Source organism: Bradyrhizobium hereditatis, from assembly GCF_020329435.1.
GTDB classification, from domain to species: domain Bacteria; phylum Pseudomonadota; class Alphaproteobacteria; order Rhizobiales; family Xanthobacteraceae; genus Bradyrhizobium; species Bradyrhizobium hereditatis.
The window spans coordinates 16,567-32,621 of sequence record NZ_JAGKJK010000010.1; the positions used below are offsets into that span (position 1 = coordinate 16,567).

General features: G+C 63.5%; 16 protein-coding genes. 10 read left to right on the forward strand and 6 right to left on the reverse strand.

The features are described 5' to 3' along the window. Positions 1 to 7 precede the first annotated feature (7 nt). From J6524_RS22875 to J6524_RS22900, 6 genes are all read left to right on the forward strand, one after another. Positions 8 to 493 carry a tripartite tricarboxylate transporter TctB family protein gene (locus tag J6524_RS22875; RefSeq protein ID WP_225674674.1) on the forward strand — a complete coding sequence of 162 codons (486 nt, stop codon included), beginning with the start codon at positions 8 to 10 and terminating at the stop codon, positions 491 to 493. Positions 494 to 496: 3 nt separating this feature from the next. Beyond that, positions 497 to 2,008, forward strand: a complete 1,512-nt coding sequence (locus tag J6524_RS22880; RefSeq protein ID WP_225674675.1) for a tripartite tricarboxylate transporter permease — start codon at positions 497 to 499, stop codon at positions 2,006 to 2,008. A gap of 491 nt (positions 2,009 to 2,499) precedes the next feature. Further along, positions 2,500 to 2,883 carry a hypothetical protein gene (locus J6524_RS22885; protein ID WP_225674677.1) on the forward strand — a complete coding sequence of 128 codons (384 nt, stop codon included), beginning with the start codon at positions 2,500 to 2,502 and terminating at the stop codon, positions 2,881 to 2,883. A 31-nt stretch (positions 2,884 to 2,914) separates the two neighbouring features. After that, positions 2,915 to 3,898: a methylmalonyl Co-A mutase-associated GTPase MeaB gene (gene meaB / locus J6524_RS22890; protein WP_225674679.1), complete on the forward strand. Its 984-nt coding sequence runs from the start codon at positions 2,915 to 2,917 to the stop codon at positions 3,896 to 3,898. Next, positions 3,895 to 4,539 carry a pyroglutamyl-peptidase I gene (locus J6524_RS22895; protein WP_225674680.1) on the forward strand — a complete coding sequence of 215 codons (645 nt, stop codon included), beginning with the start codon at positions 3,895 to 3,897 and terminating at the stop codon, positions 4,537 to 4,539. Before meaB ends, J6524_RS22895 begins: the two co-directional genes overlap by 4 nt. A gap of 289 nt (positions 4,540 to 4,828) precedes the next feature. Continuing rightward, the gene (locus J6524_RS22900; protein WP_225674682.1) at positions 4,829 to 6,199 is read left to right on the forward strand and encodes a TIGR03808 family TAT-translocated repetitive protein; all 1,371 of its coding nucleotides are present in this window, start codon (positions 4,829 to 4,831) and stop codon (positions 6,197 to 6,199) included. Between the two features lie 21 nt (positions 6,200 to 6,220). On the opposite strand, the gene J6524_RS22905 is transcribed toward J6524_RS22900, so the two are convergent. The 4 genes from J6524_RS22905 to J6524_RS22920 form a co-directional block, all read right to left on the reverse strand. Next, positions 6,221 to 6,736: a TIGR03809 family protein gene (locus tag J6524_RS22905; RefSeq protein WP_225674684.1), complete on the reverse strand. Its 516-nt coding sequence runs from the start codon at positions 6,734 to 6,736 to the stop codon at positions 6,221 to 6,223. A 401-nt stretch (positions 6,737 to 7,137) separates the two neighbouring features. After that, on the reverse strand, positions 7,138 to 8,871 hold the full coding sequence (locus J6524_RS22910; RefSeq protein ID WP_376712062.1) for a S8 family serine peptidase: 1,734 nt from the start codon (positions 8,869 to 8,871) through the stop codon (positions 7,138 to 7,140). 33 nt (positions 8,872 to 8,904) lie between these two features. After that, the gene (locus J6524_RS22915) at positions 8,905 to 9,612 is read right to left on the reverse strand and encodes a hypothetical protein (protein WP_225674686.1); all 708 of its coding nucleotides are present in this window, start codon (positions 9,610 to 9,612) and stop codon (positions 8,905 to 8,907) included. Next, positions 9,609 to 10,178 carry a sigma-70 family RNA polymerase sigma factor gene (locus J6524_RS22920; RefSeq protein ID WP_225674687.1) on the reverse strand — a complete coding sequence of 190 codons (570 nt, stop codon included), beginning with the start codon at positions 10,176 to 10,178 and terminating at the stop codon, positions 9,609 to 9,611. The genes J6524_RS22915 and J6524_RS22920 overlap by 4 nt, the downstream gene beginning before the upstream one ends. 416 nt (positions 10,179 to 10,594) lie before the next feature. On the opposite strand from J6524_RS22920, the gene J6524_RS22925 reads away from it, so the two are divergent. Both J6524_RS22925 and J6524_RS22930 read left to right on the forward strand, forming a co-directional pair. After that, positions 10,595 to 11,743 (forward strand): GGDEF domain-containing protein, encoded by a 1,149-nt coding sequence (locus J6524_RS22925; protein WP_225674689.1) that lies wholly within the window; start codon positions 10,595 to 10,597, stop codon positions 11,741 to 11,743. A gap of 62 nt (positions 11,744 to 11,805) precedes the next feature. Then, the gene (locus J6524_RS22930) at positions 11,806 to 12,921 is read left to right on the forward strand and encodes a DUF2336 domain-containing protein (RefSeq protein ID WP_225674691.1); all 1,116 of its coding nucleotides are present in this window, start codon (positions 11,806 to 11,808) and stop codon (positions 12,919 to 12,921) included. Here the strand turns inward: J6524_RS22930 and J6524_RS22935 are convergent. Continuing rightward, positions 12,918 to 13,556: an NrsF family protein gene (locus tag J6524_RS22935; RefSeq protein WP_225674693.1), complete on the reverse strand. Its 639-nt coding sequence runs from the start codon at positions 13,554 to 13,556 to the stop codon at positions 12,918 to 12,920. The two genes, J6524_RS22930 and J6524_RS22935, sit on opposite strands and share 4 nt — an antisense overlap. Before the next feature lie 2 nt (positions 13,557 to 13,558). Then, positions 13,559 to 14,104: a sigma-70 family RNA polymerase sigma factor gene (locus J6524_RS22940; protein WP_225674695.1), complete on the reverse strand. Its 546-nt coding sequence runs from the start codon at positions 14,102 to 14,104 to the stop codon at positions 13,559 to 13,561. Positions 14,105 to 14,460: 356 nt separating this feature from the next. On the opposite strand from J6524_RS22940, the gene J6524_RS22945 reads away from it, so the two are divergent. Both J6524_RS22945 and J6524_RS22950 read left to right on the forward strand, forming a co-directional pair. Continuing rightward, on the forward strand, positions 14,461 to 15,144 hold the full coding sequence (locus J6524_RS22945) for a hypothetical protein (RefSeq protein WP_225674697.1): 684 nt from the start codon (positions 14,461 to 14,463) through the stop codon (positions 15,142 to 15,144). A 111-nt stretch (positions 15,145 to 15,255) separates the two neighbouring features. Continuing rightward, positions 15,256 to 16,035: an enoyl-CoA hydratase gene (locus tag J6524_RS22950; protein WP_225674699.1), complete on the forward strand. Its 780-nt coding sequence runs from the start codon at positions 15,256 to 15,258 to the stop codon at positions 16,033 to 16,035. The last annotated feature ends 20 nt before the right edge of the window (positions 16,036 to 16,055 follow it).

The following is a 16,055-nucleotide window of genomic DNA, read 5'->3' on the forward strand; positions in this document are numbered from 1 at the left end:
CCAGTTCATGCGTCTACCCGATCGCGTCACGGGTCTGTTTCTCGTTGGCCTCGGCGCGGCCGCCGCCTATGGCGGCTGGCAACTGCCGCCGGTGCCCGGCCAGCCGGTCGGGCCGAACGTCTTTCCACTGGTGATCGGAACGGGTCTTGCGCTATGCGGGCTCGCGATCACCTTCGGGATCGGTCGCAGCTTCGAAGAGGAAGAGCACCTCATTCCGGTCGAGGGCGGCCAGCCGCCGCCACCGACCAACAAGCTCTATGGTCTGCGCGCCCTGCTCCCGCCGGCGTTGCTGCTGCTTTACGTCGCGATCGCCGAGCGGCTCGGCTTCATTCTCACGGCGGCGATGATCGTCTACGTGACCTCGACCGCGCTCGGCGCCCGCTGGAAGATTGCGTTGCCGCTCGCGCTGCTTGCGCCGATCGGCATCCACCTGATTTTCTCAAAGTTGCTGCGCGTGCCGCTGCCGCCCGGCGTTTTGCCGATGCCCTGGTGATCAATGCTCAATACTCTCACGCAAGCCTTCTCGCTCATCACCACCTGGGAAGTCATCATCGCGATGCTGGCGGCATCGGTCTACGGCCTCGTCATCGGTTCGCTACCCGGCCTGTCCGCGACCATGGCGACCGCGCTGCTGGTCCCCGTCACGTTCTATCTGTCGCCGATCGCCGCGATCGCCACCATCGTGGCGGCATCCACGATGGCGATCTTCGCCGGTGACATTCCCGGCGCGCTGCTGCGCATTCCCGGCACCCCCGCCTCGGCGGCTTACGCCGACGAAGCCTATGCGATGACCCGCAAGGGCGAGGCCGAACTCGCGCTCGGTGCCGGCGTCTGGTTCTCCGCCGTCGGCGGCATCGCGGGCACGCTCTCGCTGATGATCCTGGCGCCGCCACTGGCCGAGATCGCGCTGTCGTTCTCGACTTTCGAATATTTCTGGCTCGCATTCTTGGGCCTGATGTGCGCCACGCTGGTCGCGCGCTCTTCGCCGGTGAAGGCGATCGCCAGCATGTTCATCGGCCTCCTGGTCGCGTGCATCGGTATCGAAAATCCCGGCGGCGTGCCGCGCTTCACGTTCGGCATGACCAACCTCTTTGGTGGCATCGAGCCGATCCCGGCACTGGTCGGCGTGTTTGCCGTGGCGCAGGTGATGCGTGCGATGCTGACGCCGGAGCCGCCGCCGATCCCGCGGCGCAAGTTCGGGAGCATCTTGGCGGGCCAGTGGAAGCTCACCAAGAAGTACAACTGGCAGATGACGCGCGGGAACATCATCGGCATCATCATCGGCGTGCTGCCGGGCGCCGGTGCCGACATGGCCGCCTGGGTCAGCTACGCCATGTCCAAGCGCTTCTCGAAGGAACCCGAGAAGTTCGGTACCGGCCATGTCGAGGGCCTAGTCGAAGCCGGCGCCAGCAACAACGCTAGCATCGCCTCTGGCTGGGTGCCCTCGCTCCTGTTCGGCATTCCCGGCGATACCATCGCGGCGATTGCGATCGGCGTGCTCTACATGAAAGGCCTCAATCCGGGCCCGACGCTGTTCACCGAAAAGGCGTCGAGCATGTACGCGATCTACCTGATGTTCATCATCGCCAACATCATCATGATCCCGCTTGGTATCGTCATGATCCGGCTGGCGAGTCATGTGCTGCGCGCGCCGCGTTCCACCGTGATGCCGGTCATCATGCTGTGCTGCGCGGTCGGGTCGTTCGCGATCGGCAACAACATATTCGGCGTCGTTATCGTCGCGACCTTCGGGGTCATCGGCTATGTCATGGAAGAAAACGGCTATCCGGTCGCCGCGATGGTGCTCGGCATCGTGATGGGCACCATGATCGAGCAGAGTTTCGTCACCTCGCTGATCAAGTCGGACGGCAGCGTGCTGCCGTTCTTCGAGCGGCCGATCGCTGCAATCCTCGCCGCCATGGCGATCGGCGCGCTGATCTGGCCGGTGCTGGTCTGGGTGTGGCGGAAATTCAGGCGCGAGCCCATCGTTGCCACGTCGGCCCGCTGAACGACCCGCGCAGGTCCCTCGCCTGTACGCCGTTGTAGACCGTGGGGATGATCGAACTTCCCGTCCGCACTGGGCGGGAAGGCGCTAACGTGCTAGGATTCTATCATGACCAGTATCGCAGATGCCGTGAGTTGCTGGCGAGCACGCATCAATCCGCAATCAAATTCGTTTGTCACTTGCTAACATGTTCTACTGGAATAGGAGAAATTTCGAGGATCTCGCGAAGCTTTCTGAAGAGTTAGATTCTCACCCCAATCTCATCGCGCTCGCCAGCTACTGCCGCTATCGCGAGAGGGGACTGCGCCGCGAAGCGTTCTCTGCGCTTGAAGACTTTCTTTCAGTGGCGCGCTCATTTGACAGCGCTGCCGCCCGTTCAGCCGCGATTACCATATTGGAATTAAGCGCCCGCGCAAGCGGAGCCCATCAGTTTCTGACGCAACCGCTAATTACGCGGTTCTTGCTGCCGACACTCCGGTCATGGATGCGCACCGGTGCGATGGCTCGGCATTCTATCTCGTGACAATGAACTACTCGGTAAAGCTCTTTCGATGTGCCCGGAAGACATTCCAGTACGGAAGATGTTGATCCAGAGTGATCTTTCCTGCGCCGAACATGCGACACATCATCTCGATGAAACTGTCTTCCTCGGCAATGTCGACGCAGTGATCGCGGCCTTAGCCCACGCCAAAGAGCTTATAACAAATGCCCCTGAAGCCGAAGCGCTTGCTCACCTTACGTCCGAGGTGCATTACTTCGACACCCTGATCGCCGATTGGATAACCTATACGAAGGATCCGACGGGCTCCTTTCTTGAGTGGTGTGAGAAGCAAGGGAGAAAGTACAGCTATCCCATCAAGATCTACTACAATCGGTGAATTTGCCCGTAAGAAAGCAGCTTCCGATACGATGAGCAAAAGCACCGTTGACATAAAGGCTCTAGCCAAGGACCTCCGTGCCGGCCAGCGCGCGGCGCTGGCGCGCGCGATCACCCTGATCGAAAGCCGGCGCAGCGATCACCAGGCCGCCGCCCGGGATCTTGTGCAGGCGCTGTTGCCTGACAGCGGCAAGGCGTTCCGCGTCGGCATCACCGGCTCGCCCGGGGTCGGCAAATCCACTACCATCGACGCGCTCGGAATGTTCCTGATCCAGCGCGGCCACAAGGTCGCGGTGCTGGCGGTGGATCCCTCCTCGGCGCGCACCGGCGGCTCGATCCTCGGCGACAAGACGCGGATGGCGCGGCTCGCAAACTCGGAAGCCGCCTTCATCCGCCCATCGCCCTCGTCCGGCACGCTCGGCGGCGTCGCCGCCAAGACCCGCGAGGCCATGCTGCTGTGCGAGGCGGCCGGCTTCGACGTGGTGCTGGTGGAGACGGTCGGCATCGGCCAGTCCGAAACCGCCGTCTGCGACATGACGGACTTCTTCCTCGCCCTGATGCTGCCCGGCGCCGGCGACGAATTGCAGGGCATCAAGAAAGGTCTGGTCGAACTCGCCGACATGATCGCGATCAACAAGGCCGACGGCGACAACATCAAGCGCGCCAACACGGCGGCGGCGGAATATCGCTCCGCGCTGCATATTCTGAGCCCACGCTCGGAGCATTGGCATCCGCCGGTCGTGACCTATTCTGCGCTGACGGGCACGGGCATGGACACGCTGTGGCAGAAGATCGTCGATCACCGCACCGCCATGAACGCCTCGGGCGAGTTCGCGGGTCGGCGGCGTGAGCAGCAGGTGAAGTGGATGTGGTCGATGCTGGAGCAGCGGATGATGGCGCGACTGCGTTCCGATGCCGCGATCCGCGCCAAGGTCAAGAAGACCGAGGCCGACGTCGCCGACGGCCGCATCACGCCGGCACTCGCCGCCGAGCAGATCGCGGAGTGGCTGCGGTGAGCGACAAGCTGCGCGTCCTCATTACCGGCTTCGGCCCGTTTCCCGGCGCGCCCTACAATCCGACGCAGCCGCTGATCGCGCGCCTGACGCGGCTGCGCCGTCCTGCCTTCAGCGATGTCGAACTGTCCAGCCACATCTTTCCCGTAACCTACACCGCGGTCGATCGTGAACTGCCGCTCGCCCTGCAGCAGCACAGGCCGCATGCGCTGTTGATGTTCGGCCTTGCCTCGCGGACGCCGTATCTGCGGATCGAAACCCGCGCCCGCAACGCTGTCACCATGCTGTGGCCCGATGCCGCACAGACACGCGCCCGAAAGGGCTCGATAGCGGAGGGCGCCGATTCGCAGAGGTTCGGCCCGCATACCGCGAAATTGCTGCGTGTCGCCAGGAGCACGGGGATCAACGCCCGCGCTTCGCGTGATGCCGGCAGCTATCTCTGCAACTATCTGTGCTGGCGCGCGATCGAGACAGTGAATGGCGACAATGGCCCTCGCCTCGCCGCCTTCGTCCATATCCCGCCACTCGCGCGCAGCGGCGCGGTCAGGCGAAAGGGTTTTCCGCGCATCACGCTGGAGGAACTGGTCGACGCTGGCGAAGCGATGCTGCTGGAGATGGTGCGGCTGGCAAGAAGGGCTGCGTAATTCGTGAGGTGGGTAGAGCGCTGCGTGCCCACCGGCGCCTGTCAGATCTTATCCTGAGGAGCGCGGAACGCGCGTCTCGAAGGATGAATGGCACCGGCCGGGCCACATGGTTCGAGACGGCGCTACGCGCCTCCTCACCATGAGGATCTAGAGGCGGCCGTACCCAACATTAACCCTACCCTCAACAATCCGCGCTTCCTGTCGTCATCTTCACCATGCGGAGCCGCATTTCCGCGATACCTAGGGAAAACGCGAATGCCGCGACCGCAGAGCGCGAGGGCCATTCACCATGGACATGAACCGCCGTCATCTCATTGGAGGATCCGCCGCCGGCGTCGCCGGCGCGCTCGCCATGGCGCCCGAGCCTGCGCGTGCGGCGCCCCTCACGTCCACGCTCGGCCGCGATGTCACCCAATATGGCGTGCGTCCCGGCAGCCCCGACGATCAAACCGCAAAACTGCAACGCGCGATCGACGAGGCGGCGCGCGCGCAAGTGCCGCTGGCGCTGCCGCCAGGCGTTTATCGCACCGGCATGCTGCGCCTTGCGAACGGCACGCAACTGGTCGGCGTGCGCGGCGCGACCAAGCTCGTGTTCACCGGCGGCACCTCGATGTTTCTGGGCGAAAGTGCCGGCAGCGTCGGCTTGACCGGCCTGACGCTTGACGGCGGCAGCATTCCCTTGCCGCCACGCCACGGGCTCATCCATTGCCTCGGCGGCCGCGACGTTCGCATCACTGATTGCGAAATCACAGACAGCGGCGGCAACGGCATCTGGTTCGAGCAGGTCTCCGGCGATATTTCCGGCAACATTTTCCGGAAGATCGCGACGACTGCGGTCGTGTCGTTCGACGCGAAGGGCCTGATCGTCTCGCGCAACACCATCATCGATACCAACGACAACGGCATTGAAATCCTGCGCACCGCGATCGGCGATGATGGCACGCTGGTTCTCGACAACCGCATCGAGGACATCAAGGCTGGGCCCGGCGGCTCCGGGCAATATGGCAACGCTATCAACGCCTACCGCGCCGGCAATGTGATCGTGCGCGGCAACCGCATCAAGAATTGCGATTATTCGGCAGTGCGCGGCAATTCGGCGTCCAATATCCAGATTACGGGCAACAGCGTCAGTAACGTCCGCGAGGTCGCGCTCTACTCCGAGTTCGCTTTCGAGGGCGCGGTGATCGCCAACAACACGGTGGATGGCGCAGCCGTCGGCGTCTCCGTCTGCAATTTCAACGAAGGCGGCCGCATCGCAGTCGTCCAGGGCAACATCATCCGTAATCTCTTGCCGAAGCGGCCGATCGGCACTGCGCCCGATGACGACGCCGGCATTGGCATCTATGTCGAGGCGGATTCGACGGTGACAGGTAACGTCGTTGAAAATGCGCCCTCATTCGGCATCATCGCCGGCTGGGGCAAATATCTCCGCGACGTCGCCATCACGGGCAATGTGATCCGCAACGCCTTCGTCGGCGTCGGCGTTTCGGTAGTGCCTGGCGCCGGCACGGCGCTGGTCAACAACAACATGATTTCCGAAACTCCGCGCGGCGCGGTGGTCGGGCTCGATCACGCCCGCACCATCACGACCGATCTGTCCGCCGAAGGCGCGCAGCGCTACGCGCAGGTCGTGGTCGGCGGCAACGCGGTGCGGCGGTAGTTTGCGCCTTCCTCGTACTGGCTACAGCGCGTTGCGCAGCAGCGGATAGCGCTCCTTCATCGCATCGAGGTCGAGTGCCGGGAACGAGACGTCGTCCAGCACCAGGACGTCGGGCGCGGACGGCGCTTCGTCCGCAACGGCGATGTTGTTCTCCGGCGCGACCAGAATGTCAGCAGAAACCTCGCGCCGCGGCGGCGCGGCGACCGCCGCCGGTTGCGGCTGAAGCTGCACGATCGGCTGGCGATAGCCCTCATCGCGCGGCAGCGGTGTCAGGAGCAGCGGCCCCGTCCTGCGCCGGCCGAGCCAGGCCAGGTCGATCGTCGTGTTGTCGAGCGCGGCCTCGCGATTCAAGAGATCTCGCCACGTTGCGACGGCGGCCTTGGCTTCCCGGATGTTTTCGAGAAATTCGCGTTCGGTGTGAAAGCGGCGCCAGCGCCCGGTCTCGAATAGCTCAGTAAGATATTCCAGCCGTTGCTCGGCCAGGGTGCACCAGCGCGCGACAATATCGCGGCCACGTGCCACGTCTCGGCGTGTCATCAATCAGCCCCAATGAGAGAGACAGACGCAGACGCAACCGGGACGAATCAGCAGGATAGAATATGGATATTCTGTGGAAAACTTTTTCGTTGTCTAGTGCCGGAAGCGACTGAAGCGCCCGAGGATCGCCCGGCGGTTTGCGCCGACACCGCATTGCAGCGCAGCCTCTTCGGAAAACATCTGCTAAAAATGAAAGACCCGTCCGGGGGGACAACCGGACGGGTCGAAGCTATATGGGCGCTTGGGGTGGATGGGCGCTCGCGCCGAATACAGCTACTGGGGAGGGATTACCGCTCCCACGTACATAAGTCGCAACCCCCTCACCGGACGTTCAAAACGCCCGACGATTTTTTTGACCCTTATGTTTGGGGGCGATTGCCGGAAATTGCGGCGTAACGGCACTATTTGGCGGCGTTTGCTGCCGATTTCTCCGATGCCACCGACGGGGACGCGTCATTCAGCGCACGGCTCACGGAAGCGTTATCGGCGGACGGGTCGAGCGGCGGCGTTTTTTCGGTCGCAGGCTTGCCGGAAGCCGAAGCAAGCGGAACCGCCGGTGCGGCGGCGGCCGCGGTCACGGCGGCAAAGGCATCGGCCTTGCCTGCCCCGAACTGATCGTCGCGGCCGGGGGCGCCGAGATCGCGCGCGGTCTTCGTCAGGATGGCTCGAATGTCGCCCGGCTTCAGCGCTGGATTGCGCTCCATGATCAAGGCCGCAACGCCGCTGACATAGGCAGCGGAGAACGACGTGCCTGACGTGATCTGATACTTTTCATCGGGCGCGGGCAGGAAGATGTCCGCACCCGGCGCTGCTATCGCGATGTGGTTGCCGCGGTTCGACGCCGCAAACAGCTTTTCCTGTGCGTCAGTGCCGCTCACCGCGATGACATTCGGATTGGCGGCCGGATAGAGCGGCGGTGATTTCGGGCCGGCATTGCCGGCGGCAGCCACCATCAGGATGCCACGGGCCGCCGTCGCCGCGATCCCCCGCTCGATCAGCGGATCCTTCGGGCCGGCAAAGCTCATATTGATGATCTGCGCACCGTGCTCGGCGGCGTAGTCCAAACCTCTGAGGATCACATAGGAGGTGCTCTCCGCGCCCTTCGCGCCCGAGCCGAAGGCGCGGATCGCGAGCAGCCTCGCCTCCGGCGCGCTGCCCATCAGCCTGGCATGGGCGACGATCGCACCCGCAATGCCGGTGCCATGGACATGCGGACCTTCCTTGCTGCCGAGCGCATCGAAGCTGTCGGCGACAGAATTGGCGAGTTCGGGATGTTTAGCGTCGACGCCGGAATCGATCACCGCGATGGTGACATTCATGCCGCGTACGAGCGCGTGCGCCTGCGGCAGCCGAAGCTGGGCAACAGCGTATTGCGCGGCGTCGCCTTCGGCCGCAGGCTTCTTTTGGTCCTGCAGGAAATAACGGAAATTGAGCTGCACCGAACGCACGCTGCCGTCAGCCGTAAGCTCGCGGCGCACCGTATCCACCGGCCGGTTATCGACGATGCGGAACAGGCCGATGGTGCTACCGAGCAGCCGAAAACTCTGCGAGGCGATGCGCTCCAGTCCGTGACGCCGGGCCAGTTCGTCCGTCTCGGCAGTCGACAATGCGCCGTCGATCTCGGCAACAAGCTCGTTCTTGATCGCGCGCAGATTGACCGCGGTCTGCGCGTTGTTCTTGCCCGATCCGCCACCGCCCTTCTTGGCTGAGATCGGCTTGGCATTGCCGCCGGCGGCCGACATCACCGGACGGTCGAAGCACTCGCCGTCGGGACCGCGAAACGCTTGCTGACAAGCCGGATAGAGGTTGGGCGAAAACCGCGCATGGGGCAGCGTCGACCGCACGCCGGCCTCGGGGCGCACTCGCAAGCTCGTGGTACCGATCCGGGTCGGTGGCGTGCGCGCCACCCTGTCCGCGCTTACGCTCGGCCGGGCTGCGAGGGCCGGATTGATCCGCGGCGTCACCGTTGGACTGATGGTGGGGACCCGCGCGCCAACGTTCAGACTGGGAGTGCGCATGATGCTTTGCGCATGCACCTCTGAGGGTCCGAAAGCGATCAGCGGCAATAATGCGGCCGACAGCATCCCTGCTGCGCGCAGGATCTTCAGCCGCCAACTCTCGCGATCATGCACCATGGGACCTCGATCTACCCGTCCCGCGCAGGCGCCTTACGGCGTAGCCACCGCCAGGCTGACGATCTTCTCGCGCTGCAACCTGCTGATCACGCCAGCGGCTTCGTCCTTGCTCATCGGCTTGCCGAACTGCAGCCGGAACATGCCGCCCTTGGCGCCATCAATGATCGAGGCCTGATAGGTGTCGAGCAGCGCCGTGATGTCGGCGATCCGTGCCTCGGGCGTAAACCGCACCAGCGCGCGCGGCGGCGCGATGCTGCTTCCGAGATCGCGCGTAATCGGCGCGGAGGACGGCTCGTTCATGCTCAGCGACGCCGTCTGGTACGAAGCGGTCTGGTTCTTCATCAGCACGGCACCGATGACGCCGGCCTGCAACAGCAGCGCGACGGCGCCCAGACTCGCCGACCAGGCCAGCGTGCGCGGCGACAATCGCGCAAAGAACTCGGACACCCGGGCGGAGAAATTCGTCGACACCGACGGCTTGCGCTCGGGCTCGCCATCGATCGCGGCAAACAGCTTCTGCATGGCGCGCGCGGACGGCGCGCCCAGGCTCTCGTTGAGGCTGATCGTCTCGGCGTATTCTTCGCGGATGACGGCATACTGCCGCGCAAGCTCGGGATCGCTAGCGAGCGCTTCCTCGACGCGGCGTGCGTCACGCGCGTTCAGAGTGCCGGCCGCATGGAACGGCAACAGCATCTCGATCTCGCTGGGTTCTTCCAGCATTTTCCTGCTCGCAGCCATCATGGCCAACCTCGCTCTATGCCTGCTGCCTTGAGCAACTCGGCCAATTTCTTGCGCGCATAAAACAGGCGCGTCTTGACGGTGTTCTCCGGAATTCCGACGATTTCGGCCACTTCCTCCACGGACTTCTCGTGGTAGTAGACGAGATCGACGATCTCCCGGTGCTCAGGCGAAAGTGCCGTCAGGCACTTGCGCAACGCTTCACCCGTATCCTTCTTCTGCACCACGACTTCCGGATCGTCGGACGTATCCTCGATCGCGTTCGCGGTCTCTTCGTCCAATCCAACGTCCTTGCGGCGCCGAAGTGCCGAAAGGGCCTTAAACCGTGTAATCGCCAAGAGCCAGGTGGTAACGGCGGATCGGCCTTCGAACTTGCCAGCCTGACGCCACACATCGAGAAAAACCTCGCTGATGAGATCTTCCGCGACTTGTTCATCCCTTACGAGCCGAAGCCCGAAACGGAATACCCTGACATGGTGCCTTCCATAGAGCACCTGCATGGCGAGCCGGTCGCCTTGAGCGATCCGAGCGATCAGAACTTCGTCTGAAGCCGCCTGTGTCGCGCTCAATGGCCGTCTCGCAAAGTTGGTCGGACGGGAGTGGCCGGCGGTTCGATGTGAACAGTGAGATTCTTCACATTACGGCAATGCCGGAATCGCATGTGTGACCCACCCCACAGATGGCCGTTGCCGCGCCATTTTCCCGGCAACAACGCGCTGAACCCCGAGATTGGTATCATAATAAGGAAACACTCTCCTAAAGTCGCATCCTGAATCTTAGCAAGGGTTCGCCGGCAGGGCAGCATCCGCGTGATGGCAAGGTTTCCCGAAATGTCGGGTTCCTTACTATCGGAATTCGGCAGATTCCACTGCGAAAACAGCACGGTGGCAGGGATTTAACGGACCCGATTCGAGCCCAAAAGATACCAAACCTAAAGGCTTTATTCCCTAAAGTTTCGTCGGGCGTACTCCAACAGCGACGGGACATGAACAGCGCGGCTTCATTGCTTCAGGGGCAAAGCTCCCACATCGCGACCGCGCACGTCGCCCGCAAGCCGCCGGAAGTATTGAAACGCCGGGCCGGCCAACGCCGCCAGATGCTGGCCGTACAAGGCGTGAGCTACACGCTCATCACGTCGGTGCTGCTGGTTTACTGCTACGCCGGCACCATCCCGATCATCATTCCGTCGGCCTATTTCCTCTCCGGAATCGGATTGGTCTCGATTTTCGTCGTGCTGTCTGAAGCGCACTTCAACGACCGCTTCGAGGACCACTACCTCACGATCTTTCAGGTCGCCGGCCATGTCGCGCTCCAGCTCTGTTTCCTGCTGGCGGCCCCGCAGATCGGATTTGTCTTCCTGAGCGTCGTATTCCTGATCTTCGGCTTCGGCGCACTGCGGATGACATCCCGGCAGGCGATCATTACCTGGACACTCACCATGATCGGCCTGGCGCCGATCTTCCTCCTTAGCAGCACTCCGATCGGCCTGCCGATCACCACGCAGACCGAACGCGTCGCGGCGATGCTTTCCTTTGTGCTGACGATCGGCCAATGCGCCTTCGTCGGACTGTACGGCTCTACCATGCGCAAAATGCTCTACGACCGCAGCTTCGAACTGAAGGCGGCATACAAGCGGATCGAGGAGCTCGCCGAACTCGACGAACTGACCGGGGCATCGAACCGCCGCAGCATCATGCGCATGCTGGAGGAAGAGATCGCACGGTCCGGGCGCAACGGTTCGCCCTGCTCGATCGCGCTGATCGATCTCGACTGGTTCAAGCGCATCAACGACGCCTACGGCCACCCGACCGGCGACGAGGTGCTGCGCACGTTTTCCATCACTACTTTCGCCAATATCCGCAGCGTCGACCGGTTCGGCCGCTATGGCGGCGAGGAATTTCTGCTGGTGCTTCCCGGCATGGAAACCGAGCGCGCGGTGCGGGCGCTCGACCGCCTGCGCACCATTGTTGCCGATTTGGACTGGAGCGCGTTTTCGCCGGGCATGAAGGTGACGATGTCTGCCGGGGTTGCAACGCTCAAGCCGAACGAGACGTCAGACACATTTCTCGCGCGCGCCGACAGCGCGCTCTATGCAGCCAAAGCACAGGGACGCAACCGCATTACCAGCGCCTGATCCGACATATTTCAGCTCCGGTGGCGAAGAACCCGCCGCCGGTTTTGCTCCAGGATAGAGTCATGATTTTGAAAGCCGCCACTTCTCCCTCCCCGGGAAACCTTCTCGACGAATTGCAGTCTACCCTCACGCACGGCACCGTCGCGCGCCGGGTGGAGACGCTCCGCCGAGTGACAGACCTCTTCATCAACGGCGCCGTTGATTATTCGGACGAACAGATCGGGCTGTTCGACGATGTCTTTCAGTGCCTGATCGACCATATCGAAACCTCGGCGAAGATGCTCCTTGCCAATCGTCTCGCGCCGATCGATACCGCCCCGCCGCTCACCATCCGCGCGCTCGCCTTCGACGATGTCATCGAGGTGGCCGGTCCCGTGCTGTCGCAATCATCGCGACTCGACGACAAGGCGTTGATCGAGAATGCGCGCAGCAAGAGCCAGGCGCATTTGATGGCAATTTCGACCCGCAAGACCCTGAGCGGCGCGGTTACCGACGTGCTGGTCCAGCGCGGCAACGATGAAGTGGTGCAGTCGACTGTGAACAATCCCGGCGCGGAATTCACCGAGCGCGGCTTCACCCGCCTCGTCGACCGCGCCGAGGGGAACGACGTTCTCACGGCAGCTGTCGGCATGCGGCCGTCTGTGCCGCGACATCTCTATCTGAAACTGCTCGCCAAAGCCTCCGATACGGTGCGGCAGCGGCTGGAGGCCGCCAACCCGCAGCTGGCGGCCGAGGTACCGACCGTGGTCAAGGAAGCCACGCGGCGCGCGCGCTCGGCGACCTCCGAGATCACCAAGCACACCGCAATCGCCCATGCGCTGGTCAGGTCACTGTACGAGGACGGCCGGCTCGATGAACCCCAGGTGGCCACGTTTGCCAACGCCGGGAAGTTCGACGAGGCCAATGCCTCGATCGCGGCGCTCGCCAACGTGCCGGTGGCAATCGCCGAGAACATGATGATCGAAAGCCGGGCTGAGGGCGTGATGATTTTGGCGAAGGTCGCGGGCCTATCATGGTCGACGGTCAGGAGCCTCATCAAGATGCGCGACGAACTTTCCGGCGCGAAACCGACCGATCTGACGGCCTGCAAGGACACCTACGAGCGGCTGCGGCTGTCAACGGCGCAGCAGGTGCTGCGCTTTCACCGGATGCAGCAGAACGCGCCCGTGGCGCCCTAATATCTGAGCAGCTTCGCTCCGGCGAGCGCGCCGACCGCGGTCACCAGCGCGGTTGCGATTGTGTACCAGGCTGCCACGAACAGCGGTGAATCGTCCGTGCAGTGCGAGGCGTAGAGCGTCGCCGCCAGCCCCGCCGACAACAGTCCGGCGATGGCGCCGCTCACAGCTGGCCGCGACGGCGCCCCGTGGCGCAGCCCGATCAGGCTACCTGCCAGCAGCGGCAGCGACAACAGCGGGATTGCTACCAGGCAGACTGAGGAATTCTTGCCGACCATCCGCGTCATCATCGGCATTCGTTGCGGCGTCATCATCTCGCCGCCGATAGCCGCGGCCAGAATCCCGACCGGCGCCAACAGCAGCCAGCCAAATCCCCGTAGAGAGGCCTCGGGGCGCGAGAGATGCAGGCTGACGGCAATCGCCGCAATCGCGAGCGCCAGCGTCACCGCAAATTTCAAGTCGAAGAACGGATTGCGTATCGCAACCATGATGTCTGGCCTGACGCCGAGTTCGGTGAAGAACATCAACAGCGAAACCGGGGCGGCTGCGAGCAGCGCCAGCATCAGCGCGAAGCCGACGGGGCGCGCGCGATGCGCGTTATCTGCTGCCAGCGTTCGAATGAGCTGATCGGTATCCATTTTCAGTGTTCCCGTAGCTTCGCTGTCAGGCTGGCCAGCCCCCGGTGCAGCGCCACGCGCACCGCGCCCTCGCTCATGGAAAATTTCGCGGCCGTGTCCTTGATCGAGGCGGCTTCGACCGCGATCGAATGCAGCACCTCGCGCTGCCGCGCCGGCAACGTCTTGAGCTGGGCTGCCACCTCACTCGCCGAGGCGGTCTCGGCCGGGATCTCGCTCGGCAGCGTCTCGGCGAAATCGTCGATATCGACGAAAATGCGCCGGCCGCGGCGTCGCAGTGCATCAATCAGCTTGTTGCGGGCGATCGCGAACAGCCATGGGGCAAACGGCGCGCTGACATCCCAGGTATGCCGCTTCAGATGGACTGCCAGCAAAATGTCCTGCACGATATCCTCGGATTGATCGACCGGTTGCCCTGCCCGCGCCAGACCACGGCGCGCCGCGGCCCGGAGCACCGGCGTGACGGCCTTGAGCAGGCGATGATACGCCGCACTATCGCCTTCAATGGCCGACCGCATCAGGCCGGTCCACTCGTCATCCCGCTCGCGCACCGGCGCTCCTACCCTGCAATTCGGTCGACCTTTCAATTTGTTACGACACGACACATCAATCACGAAATCGTGATCGAGGTCACCGGCGCGCCGGCTGACCAGCTCCCCGAGAGGAATCGAGACGGCCGCTTGCGCTCACGGCAGGCTCATAACATCGATCGAGCAGGCCCGCACCCGCCGCAACTCACCTGTCAGGAATTCAGTGGCGGCCGAAATGCCCTGCGACTGATGCCCGCTGCATTAGCATTGCCCAGCTTTTGCCCGGTGTTGCCCGAAGATTCCCTCTTTCCGCCGTGCTGTAGACACCGGCGGGGTCTCATTTCGCCGCTGGGCGGCGGCTAATGGGGAGATTCCACATGACGATCAAAGCCAGCGCGAGATCGGCCATGCTTTTTGCGGCAGGGCTTCTGGTGAGCTTGGCAGGATCTGCGCCGGCGATAGCCGCGGGCGCAGATGACGCCACGGTCTCCAAATCGGAGAGTGCGGCCTCCGGCCAGTCCGACAGGCAGGGTTCGCGTCACCTGAAGAAGCGCCATACCGATCGCAAATCCACCCGCGCGGCGGCGAAATCGGACGAAAGCAAGAAGGCCGAGGAAAAGCAGGTTGCGGATGCGAGTAGCGCCGCGCCGCGCGCGATCCCCGAATGGCTCGCCAACGCCAATGCGCAAATGACGACGGCCGATGCGCCGCCCGATAGCGCCAATGGCATGTCGGCCGCCATGTCCGAAAAGGCCAACACCGTCCTGCAAGCGGCGGCGGACAAGCCGGCCGACGCACAGGAGTCTGCCGAGGCTGGCGTGGTTCCCTCCGACCAGCTCAACGATGTCGATCGGGCGCTGCAGGAGACTCCCGTCGCCTCGGAGACGGCTGCCACACAGACGCTTGTGTTGGCCTCGACCTCCAGGGCAGGATCGGAGACCGTCGCACAGGCCAGCAACGACAGTTCCACGCTCGACAAGACCTCGCTGATCGGGAAGATCTTCATCGCCTTCGGCGCGCTGCTGACGGTGGCATCCGCCGCGCGCATGTTCATGGCGTAATGATCGGAGGTCCGGACGCCGCGGCGGCTGCTTCCGGACCTCCCCGCCCACTTGAAGCCAACCCCGGCAGCGGGCACATTGCCCGCCAGATCGATTGTGCCGGGGTGGATCATGGCGACGTTCGAATACATCATAGTCGAGAGCAAAGGCCCGGTCGGGATTATCACGCTGAACCGGCCGAAAATGCTCAATGCGCTGTCGTTCGGCGTGTTCCGCGAGATTGCGGCCGCCGTCGACGATCTCGAGGCCGACGACAAGATCGGCTGCATCCTGCTCACCGGTAGCGAAAAGGCGTTCGCCGCCGGCGCCGACATCAAGGAAATGAAGCCGAAAAGCTTCATCGACATGTTCTCCAGCGATTTCACCGCCATCGGCGGCGACCGTGTCGCGACCTGCCGCAAGCCGACGATCGCGGCTGTCAGCGGCTATGCGCTCGGCGGCGGCTGCGAGCTCGCGATGATGTGCGACATCATCATCGCCGCCGACACTGCAAAGTTCGGCCAGCCCGAGATCACGCTCGGCACCATCCCCGGCATCGGCGGCACGCAGCGGCTGACGCGCGCGATCGGCAAGTCCAAGGCGATGGATCTGTGTCTCACCGGACGCATGATGGATGCGGCGGAAGCCGAGCGTTCCGGTCTCGTTAGCCGCGTCGTTCCGGCGGACAAGCTGATGGAAGAAGCGATCGCCGCGGCGGAAAAGATCGCCTCGATGTCGCGTCCCGCCGCGGCCATGGCCAAGGAAGCCATCAACCGCGCATTCGAGACGCCGCTCTCGGAAGGCATGAATGTCGAGCGCAACCTGTTCCACTCGACCTTTGCGCTGGAAGACCGCGCCGAGGGCATGGCCGCGTTCATCGAGAAGCGCAAACCGGTGAACAAGAACAGGTGACATTCGTCATTGCGAGCGTA

What these genes read in the sequence shown, in the direction of transcription:
- J6524_RS22915 (WP_225674686.1), bottom strand. Translation starts at nt 9,612, where the DNA reads ATGATGGCTGCGAGCAGGAAAATGCTGGAAGAACCCAGCGAGATCGAG.
- J6524_RS22880 (WP_225674675.1), top strand. Translation starts at nt 497, where the DNA reads ATGCTCAATACTCTCACGCAAGCCTTCTCGCTCATCACCACCTGGGAA.
- J6524_RS22905 (WP_225674684.1), bottom strand. Translation starts at nt 6,736, where the DNA reads ATGACACGCCGAGACGTGGCACGTGGCCGCGATATTGTCGCGCGCTGG.
- J6524_RS22875 (WP_225674674.1), top strand. Translation starts at nt 8, where the DNA reads ATGCGTCTACCCGATCGCGTCACGGGTCTGTTTCTCGTTGGCCTCGGC.
- J6524_RS22945 (WP_225674697.1), top strand. Translation starts at nt 14,461, where the DNA reads ATGACGATCAAAGCCAGCGCGAGATCGGCCATGCTTTTTGCGGCAGGG.
- J6524_RS22900 (WP_225674682.1), top strand. Translation starts at nt 4,829, where the DNA reads ATGGACATGAACCGCCGTCATCTCATTGGAGGATCCGCCGCCGGCGTC.
- J6524_RS22910 (WP_376712062.1), bottom strand. Translation starts at nt 8,871, where the DNA reads ATGGTGCATGATCGCGAGAGTTGGCGGCTGAAGATCCTGCGCGCAGCA.
- meaB (WP_225674679.1), top strand. Translation starts at nt 2,915, where the DNA reads ATGAGCAAAAGCACCGTTGACATAAAGGCTCTAGCCAAGGACCTCCGT.
- J6524_RS22930 (WP_225674691.1), top strand. Translation starts at nt 11,806, where the DNA reads ATGATTTTGAAAGCCGCCACTTCTCCCTCCCCGGGAAACCTTCTCGAC.
- J6524_RS22925 (WP_225674689.1), top strand. Translation starts at nt 10,595, where the DNA reads ATGAACAGCGCGGCTTCATTGCTTCAGGGGCAAAGCTCCCACATCGCG.
- J6524_RS22950 (WP_225674699.1), top strand. Translation starts at nt 15,256, where the DNA reads ATGGCGACGTTCGAATACATCATAGTCGAGAGCAAAGGCCCGGTCGGG.
- J6524_RS22935 (WP_225674693.1), bottom strand. Translation starts at nt 13,556, where the DNA reads ATGGATACCGATCAGCTCATTCGAACGCTGGCAGCAGATAACGCGCAT.